Source organism: Bradyrhizobium acaciae, from assembly GCF_020889785.1.
GTDB classification, from domain to species: Bacteria; Pseudomonadota; Alphaproteobacteria; order Rhizobiales; family Xanthobacteraceae; genus Bradyrhizobium; species Bradyrhizobium acaciae.
Map to the genome: position 1 here is coordinate 21,868 of NZ_JACMYK010000092.1, position 6,000 is coordinate 27,867.

At 64.5% G+C, this 6,000-nt stretch carries 7 protein-coding genes and 1 pseudogene; 5 read left to right on the top strand and 3 right to left on the bottom strand.

What is annotated here, in order from left to right:
- The first annotated feature begins 7 nt into the window (after positions 1-7).
- Both H8A92_RS27685 and ilvC read left to right on the top strand, forming a co-directional pair.
- Positions 8-616 carry a LysE family translocator gene (locus H8A92_RS27685; RefSeq protein ID WP_229198685.1) on the top strand — a complete coding sequence of 203 codons (609 nt, stop codon included), beginning with the start codon at positions 8-10 and terminating at the stop codon, positions 614-616.
- Positions 617-766: 150 nt separating this feature from the next.
- On the top strand, positions 767-1,786 hold the full coding sequence (gene ilvC / locus H8A92_RS27690) for a ketol-acid reductoisomerase (protein WP_028342350.1): 1,020 nt from the start codon (positions 767-769) through the stop codon (positions 1,784-1,786).
- 158 nt (positions 1,787-1,944) lie between these two features.
- Here the strand turns inward: ilvC and H8A92_RS27695 are convergent, their stop codons facing one another.
- Positions 1,945-3,051, bottom strand: coding sequence for a DUF2336 domain-containing protein (locus tag H8A92_RS27695; protein WP_229198686.1), 1,107 nt, complete (start codon positions 3,049-3,051; stop codon positions 1,945-1,947).
- Positions 3,052-3,243: 192 nt separating this feature from the next.
- The gene (locus H8A92_RS27700; RefSeq protein WP_229198687.1) at positions 3,244-4,260 is read right to left on the bottom strand and encodes an adenylate/guanylate cyclase domain-containing protein; all 1,017 of its coding nucleotides are present in this window, start codon (positions 4,258-4,260) and stop codon (positions 3,244-3,246) included.
- A gap of 134 nt (positions 4,261-4,394) precedes the next feature.
- Here H8A92_RS27700 and H8A92_RS27705 point away from each other — a divergent pair, with 134 nt between their 5' ends.
- Both H8A92_RS27705 and H8A92_RS27710 read left to right on the top strand, forming a co-directional pair.
- The gene (locus H8A92_RS27705; RefSeq protein WP_229198688.1) at positions 4,395-4,793 is read left to right on the top strand and encodes a lysozyme inhibitor LprI family protein; all 399 of its coding nucleotides are present in this window, start codon (positions 4,395-4,397) and stop codon (positions 4,791-4,793) included.
- Positions 4,794-4,821: 28 nt separating this feature from the next.
- A complete protein-coding gene (locus H8A92_RS27710) occupies positions 4,822-5,055 on the top strand; it encodes a hypothetical protein (RefSeq protein WP_050401946.1) in 234 nt (77 codons plus the stop codon).
- A 22-nt stretch (positions 5,056-5,077) separates the two neighbouring features.
- On the opposite strand, the gene H8A92_RS27715 is transcribed toward H8A92_RS27710, so the two are convergent.
- Positions 5,078-5,698 (bottom strand): hypothetical protein, encoded by a 621-nt coding sequence (locus H8A92_RS27715; protein WP_229198689.1) that lies wholly within the window; start codon positions 5,696-5,698, stop codon positions 5,078-5,080.
- A 111-nt stretch (positions 5,699-5,809) separates the two neighbouring features.
- On the opposite strand from H8A92_RS27715, the pseudogene H8A92_RS27720 reads away from it, so the two are divergent.
- Positions 5,810-6,000 (top strand): annotated as a pseudogene (locus H8A92_RS27720) (TetR family transcriptional regulator); the annotation flags it as partial.

Here is a 6,000-nt window from a genome sequence, read left to right on the forward strand (position 1 = left end):
GGGCACGATGTCGAGTTCGCTGCTGTTTGCCTTTGTGGTGTTTGCCGTCGTGATGTTCTTCACGCCGGGCCCCAACAACATCATGCTGCTGTCGTCGGGGCTGACCTACGGCTTCCGCCGCACGGTGCCCCACATTGCCGGCATTACGGTCGGCTTCGCCTTCATGGTCGGCGCGGTCGGCGTCGGCTTAGGGGCCGTCTTCATCGCCTATCCGGTGCTGCAGACGATCCTGAAATATGGCGGCGTCGCCTACCTGATCTATCTCGCCGCCGTCATCGCCATGGCCGCGCCGCCCTCGGCGAACAAGGACGACAAGCCCGGCCGCGGCCCGATGACCTTCTGGGGCGCGGCCATGTTCCAGTGGATCAACGCCAAGGGCTGGGTGATGGTGATCGGCACCATCACGGCCTATGCGGCGATTGCCGCCTTTCCCTGGAACATCGCGATCCAGGTCGGCCTTAGCCTGGTGCTGGGGACGGTGTCCTGCATCGTCTGGGCGCTGTTCGGCACCGCCCTGCGGCCGATCCTGACCTCGCCCCGGGCGATCCGTGCCTTCAACGTGGTCATGGCCATCCTGCTGCTGGCCTCGCTCTACCCGGTCTTCATGGACGCATGATGCCGCACCGCGCCATGCGAGATGAGGGTTTCCCCTGAGGGGGAAAATGCTCTAGACAACGCCGGAAATTCGCGGGCGCCCGGCGGTTCTGACCTTCCGAAAGCCTGATTCATCGGCCGATTTTGGCCCCCTTCAAACGAGGAAACCACGATGCGAGTTTACTACGATCGCGATGCCGACCTGAACCTGATCAAGGGCAAAAAGGTCGCTATCGTCGGCTACGGCAGCCAGGGCCACGCCCACGCGCTCAACCTGAAGGATTCGGGCGTCAAGGAAGTGGCGATCGCGCTGCGCAAGGGTTCGGCCTCGGCCAAGAAGGCCGAGAACGCCGGCTTCAAGGTGATGGAAGTCGCCGAAGCCGCCAAGTGGGCCGACCTCGTCATGATGCTGACCCCGGACGAGCTGCAGGGCGACATCTATCGCGAGCACCTGCACGACAACATGAAGAAGGGCGCCGCGCTCGTGTTCGCCCACGGCCTCAACGTGCACTTCAACCTGCTCGATCCGCGCGCCGACCTCGACGTGCTGATGATCGCGCCGAAGGGCCCCGGCCACACCGTGCGCTCGGAATATCAGCGCGGCGGCGGCGTGCCCTGCCTGATCGCGATCGCCAAGGATTCGTCGGGCAACGCCCATGACCTCGGCCTCAGCTACGCGTCGGCGATCGGCGGCGGCCGTGCCGGCATCATCGAGACCACCTTCAAGGAAGAGTGCGAGACCGACCTGTTCGGTGAGCAGGTGGTCCTCTGCGGCGGCCTGGTCGAGCTGATCAAGGGCGGCTACGAGACGCTGGTCGAGGCCGGCTACGCGCCCGAGATGGCCTATTTCGAGTGCCTGCACGAAGTGAAGCTGATCGTCGACCTGATCTATGAAGGCGGCATCGCCAACATGAACTACTCGATCTCCAACACCGCCGAATACGGCGAGTACGTCACCGGACCGCGCATCGTCACGGCCGAGACCAAGGCGGAGATGAAGCGCGTGCTCGCCGACATCCAGGGCGGCAAGTTCGCCCGCGACTGGATGCTGGAGAACAAGGTCAACCAGACCTCGTTCAAGGCAACCCGCGCCAAGCTCGCCCAGCATCCGATCGAGGAAGTCGGCGCCAAGCTGCGCGACATGATGCCTTGGATCAAGAAGGGCGCGCTGGTCGACAAGAGCAAGAACTAAGCGCGGTCTTGTAGGGTGGGTTAGCGAAGCGTAACCCACCACTTCGCGCCGCGGAGATGCGGCGGGTTACGCCTCCGGCTAACCCACCCTACGCATCGAAGCAAAAAGGGTGGGCGCGTTGCCCACCCTTTTTCTTTGTCGCGAAGCGCGAGCGGCGGCTAGCCGGCCGCCATCGGCTGCTTCTCGATCCTGTTGTGCAGCTGCCAGAACCGCACCGTGCGCTGCGCGGTCTCCAGCGACAGCCGCCGGTAATCGCGGTGCGCGATCTCGAGCGTCGCATGGTCGATGCTATGCGGCAGCGGCCGTTTGCGCAGGATGGTCTCGACCGTCGGCCAGTTGAGCCGGGCCGAGCGGCACGGGATCAGGAGCAGGTCGGAACGGAGGCCGAGCATCAGGCGTTCGATCATCGCGATCGGCATGTCGTTGAGAACGGCGAGCGCGACCGTGACCTCGTCGAATTTGCCGTCCTCGGCGAATTTGTAGACGGCGGCATCGTCGAGCTCGTTGAGCTGCTTCATCAGCTTGACCAGCTCTTCGGCGATACCGTAGTTGCGGCGCGGGGCGGCTGCCTCTTCCTGCGCGATGTCGTTCAGCACCTGGCCGATCTCCTCGCGCGCCCGGGGCGATGCGATCGCGAGCAGGCGGGCGCGCACGGTTTCCTTGGCGCGTTGCAGCAGTTCGCGCAGCAGCTTGGCCGGAATGTCGATGCGCAACCCGAGGATCTCGACCAGCTCGTCGTCACCTTCGGCGCGGGCGACGATGCTCGAGTAGCCGTTGTCGGAGAACTGCGCGCCGGCGTTCTTGGCAAGGCGCCGGATCACCTTGTCCTCGCCGCGATCGATGATCACGTCGGTGACCGAGGCGGGCAGGTTTTCCCGCGCCGAGATCGCGAACAGATGATCCTGGCCCTTGGTGCTGGCGATCTCGCGCAGTGCGGCGTTCGAGAGGCGGCTGGAGTGGGTCAGGACCTCGCCTGCGACGCCAATGTCGTCGTCCCAGGCGAGGTGCTGAATCACCTCAAACGGCGCATAGTCGAGCGGCGCAAGCCGCTTGCTGAGCTCGGCCCGCGCACGCGTCTCGACGCGCGCGACGAGCAGGCAGAGCACGTCGTCAAATACCTTGACCTGTTCATCGTTGAGGCGGTCGCCGTCGTTCAGGAACAGATCGGTGACCTGCCGCAGCGTTTGCACGCGCTTGGCAGACGTCCCGTCCCGGACCGCATCCTCGAGTTCGGCAATAATCGATTGTGACGCCTGTTGCGCCATCGATGGGCAGCCTTGTTTTTGTTGAATGACACCTGTCCGCGCACCATGCAGGGCGCGGTCTTACGCCTGCGTTAAGGTGGAACCCGGTGCAAATACGGGGTGTGCAGCATCCTTAACGGGGCGCGACCGGACATGATTCAATTTGCGCTTTGGGCGCGATGACAGGTTTGGCCGGTGCTTTTAAGATATTGTTTAGGACGATCCGCGCCGCGCGACGGCGAAGATGTCGATCGACGCGGCGCGCCCGCGCAATTGCGTCGAGCCGAGCGGCTCGATGGCGAAATCCCGATCCGGGGGGAGCAGGCGAAGCAGCTCGCCCGATATCAGCAGCGGCCGGCCAGCTTCCTTGCATTGCGCCTGCAGCCGTGCCGTGACGTTCACGGTGTCACCGAAATAGGCAATCTGGCGCCGCGAGACCCCGCATTCGCTGACGACGACCGGACCGGCGTGCATTCCGGCCCGAAACGTCGGCATCACGCCGAACTCCTTGCGATAGTGACCGGTCCGCTTGGCAAGACGGTCCTCGATCGCGAACACGCAGTCGAGCCAGCGCCGCGGCAGTCCGGCGTCGACCGGCCAGGTCACGATGACCTCGTCGCCGACATAGGCATGGACCTCGCCGCCATGCGCCACGATCGGCGCGTCGATGTCTGAGAAGAACTGCGTCAACAGCTCCTGCACGCGCACTTCGCCCATCTGTTCCGCCAGCGTCGTCGAGCCCACCAGGTCGAGAAACAGCAGCACGCGCGCCTCGCGCACCGGCTGGCGATAGCGTCCGAGCACGACATTGAGCAGCGTCCGCCCGCCGATCATCCGCACCAGCTCGTAGATCGTCGTGACCGGGATCGAGAGCAGCAGGCCGACGCCGATGATCTTCAGGAAGGTGTCGCCAATCCACTTGGCTTCGAGTCCATGACCGTAGAGCACGACTTCCAGCACAACCGCAGCCACCGCAACGATGACGGCGAGCATCACCGAGCGAATAATCAGCTCGACAATGAGCGGCCGCTGCCGCAGCCAGCCACCACGCGCCGCCAAGTACAGATGTGTTGCCCAGACGATGAGGGTGATCGCGGCGCCCTCAAAGGCGCTGCGCACGTAGTTCGCGACGGAGGCTTCATTCAATTCATCGAAGGCATAGCGAAACAGCCCACCGACAAGCAGGCCGAACACGGCCAGAACGATCACAGGCGTCACGGCGCGGCGCATGGTTCCTCCACAGCCATGAAATATCCTGCGGAGATCGGGAAGACCAGCCGCAGCGCGACCGGTATGAAGGGGACGGGCAGCGGCCGCACTGACATATGGTCCGACCATTGGATTGATCGGAAGAGGAAGACGGCATGAAATCGGCTCTCATGACAGGCGGGTGCAGGCGCGGGACCCTGGTTGCGGCTGCTTTGATCATCGCCACCTCATCGGCCTGGGCGGGCGATCAGGGCGATCCCGAGCAATCCTGCGACGGCAGCACCTACCAGATGGTCGAATGCCTCAAGGCCAAGACCGCGCAGTGGGACAAGCGGATGAACGTTGCCTATCAACAGGCGCTGAAGGATGCCGTAGGCGACAAGCAGCGCGACCAGCTGCGCACCGCGCAACGGCTGTGGATCCAGTACCGCGACGCCAACTGCCTGTATTACGACCTCGGCGAGGGCACCATCGCCCGGCTCGATGCCGGCGAATGCATGCGCAGCATAACGGAGACCCGCGCCAAGGAACTGGAGAATCTCGGCCATCAGTGAGCCATCTTCCGGAGTCAGGACCGCTGTCATGACTGACGGAAAGAGCCAGGACGAACTGACCCAGCTTGCGGAGGAGGCGCTGCGCGCCCAGCCCGGCTGCGAGACCGCGCGCGTGCCGGCGGTCGCCGCGCTGCCCGACGCGCAGATCGGGCGCAACTGGGAGATTCCGAATGTCGTGCTCGGCGACAGCCTGATCAGCGACGTCGATCGCGCGGTGCTGTCGGTGCATCGCCGGCTCGGCCGCAAGTTTCACCTTGTATGATCCAGTCTGATCTCGGTGCGTCTCAGCCTGCCTGCGCCTGACGTGGCGCAGCCCGTGCAGCCATGCTGATCATCCTGAGCGCGAATACGGCCGCGAGCGGCACGAGGAACAGCACGTAGGGCGGCATCTCGGGAATCCGCTTGCCGAACGAGACGGTGAACTGCAGCAGCAGATAGTAGCCGCCGATGAGATGCAGTCTGCGCCAGGCGCGCTCGCCCAGCATCGCAGCCGTGCGATCGAACGAGGTCGCGGTCAGCGCGATGATCACGAGATAGCCGATGCCGCCGAAGATGTAGGAGACGACAGAGGTTGCGGCAGCGAAGCCCAGCGGATCGAGCATTGCGAATGCGGTGATTGCGACCGCATGGATGGCGTGCGAGGCCGCGAAGGTGACGCCGAGATAGCGGCGGTTGCGACGCTGCCAGTGCGTCCAGGCGTTCGGCCAGAGCCGCGCCAGCGCCGCGGCGGAGAAGGCGAGGCAGAAGAACAGCAGCGAGGTCCGTGCCGTGAAGCGGATCACCATCCGCACGCCCTCGACCTCGAACTGCCGCATCGCCGCGATCCAGATCGAGAGCCCGATCAGGGTCAATGTGAGCAGGCCGAACAACCGCCAGCCCTCGAACCAGTTTCGACGCGTCGCCATGTCTTGCCTCCCGATGTTGATGTAATCACCAGTTACATCTTGCGATCGAGTGTGGTCAATTCGTGTAATCGGTGCTTACATTCACAAGCGAGTGATGCTAGAGCGTGCGTCATGCGTCGTCCCGCCAAGACATCCGAAAAGAGCCCGCCTGCCGGACGCCGGCCCGCGAAGCCACGTCCCGCGCGGGCGCCGGCGGCCAAGCCGTATCACCACGGCGACCTCCGCCGGGTCCTGATCGATGCCGCCATGCAACTGGTCGGGGAGGGCGGGCCGGACGCGGTCAGCGTGCGCGAGGCCGCCCG

Bases quoted from the DNA above. Each gene is read 5' to 3' on its own strand.
- H8A92_RS27695 (WP_229198686.1), bottom strand. From the start codon at position 3,051: ATGGCGCAACAGGCGTCACAATCGATTATTGCCGAACTCGAGGATGCG.
- H8A92_RS27710 (WP_050401946.1), top strand. From the start codon at position 4,822: ATGACTGACGGAAAGAGCCAGGACGAACTGACCCAGCTTGCGGAGGAG.
- H8A92_RS27700 (WP_229198687.1), bottom strand. From the start codon at position 4,260: ATGCGCCGCGCCGTGACGCCTGTGATCGTTCTGGCCGTGTTCGGCCTG.
- H8A92_RS27705 (WP_229198688.1), top strand. From the start codon at position 4,395: ATGAAATCGGCTCTCATGACAGGCGGGTGCAGGCGCGGGACCCTGGTT.
- H8A92_RS27685 (WP_229198685.1), top strand. From the start codon at position 8: ATGTCGAGTTCGCTGCTGTTTGCCTTTGTGGTGTTTGCCGTCGTGATG.
- H8A92_RS27715 (WP_229198689.1), bottom strand. From the start codon at position 5,698: ATGGCGACGCGTCGAAACTGGTTCGAGGGCTGGCGGTTGTTCGGCCTG.
- ilvC (WP_028342350.1), top strand. From the start codon at position 767: ATGCGAGTTTACTACGATCGCGATGCCGACCTGAACCTGATCAAGGGC.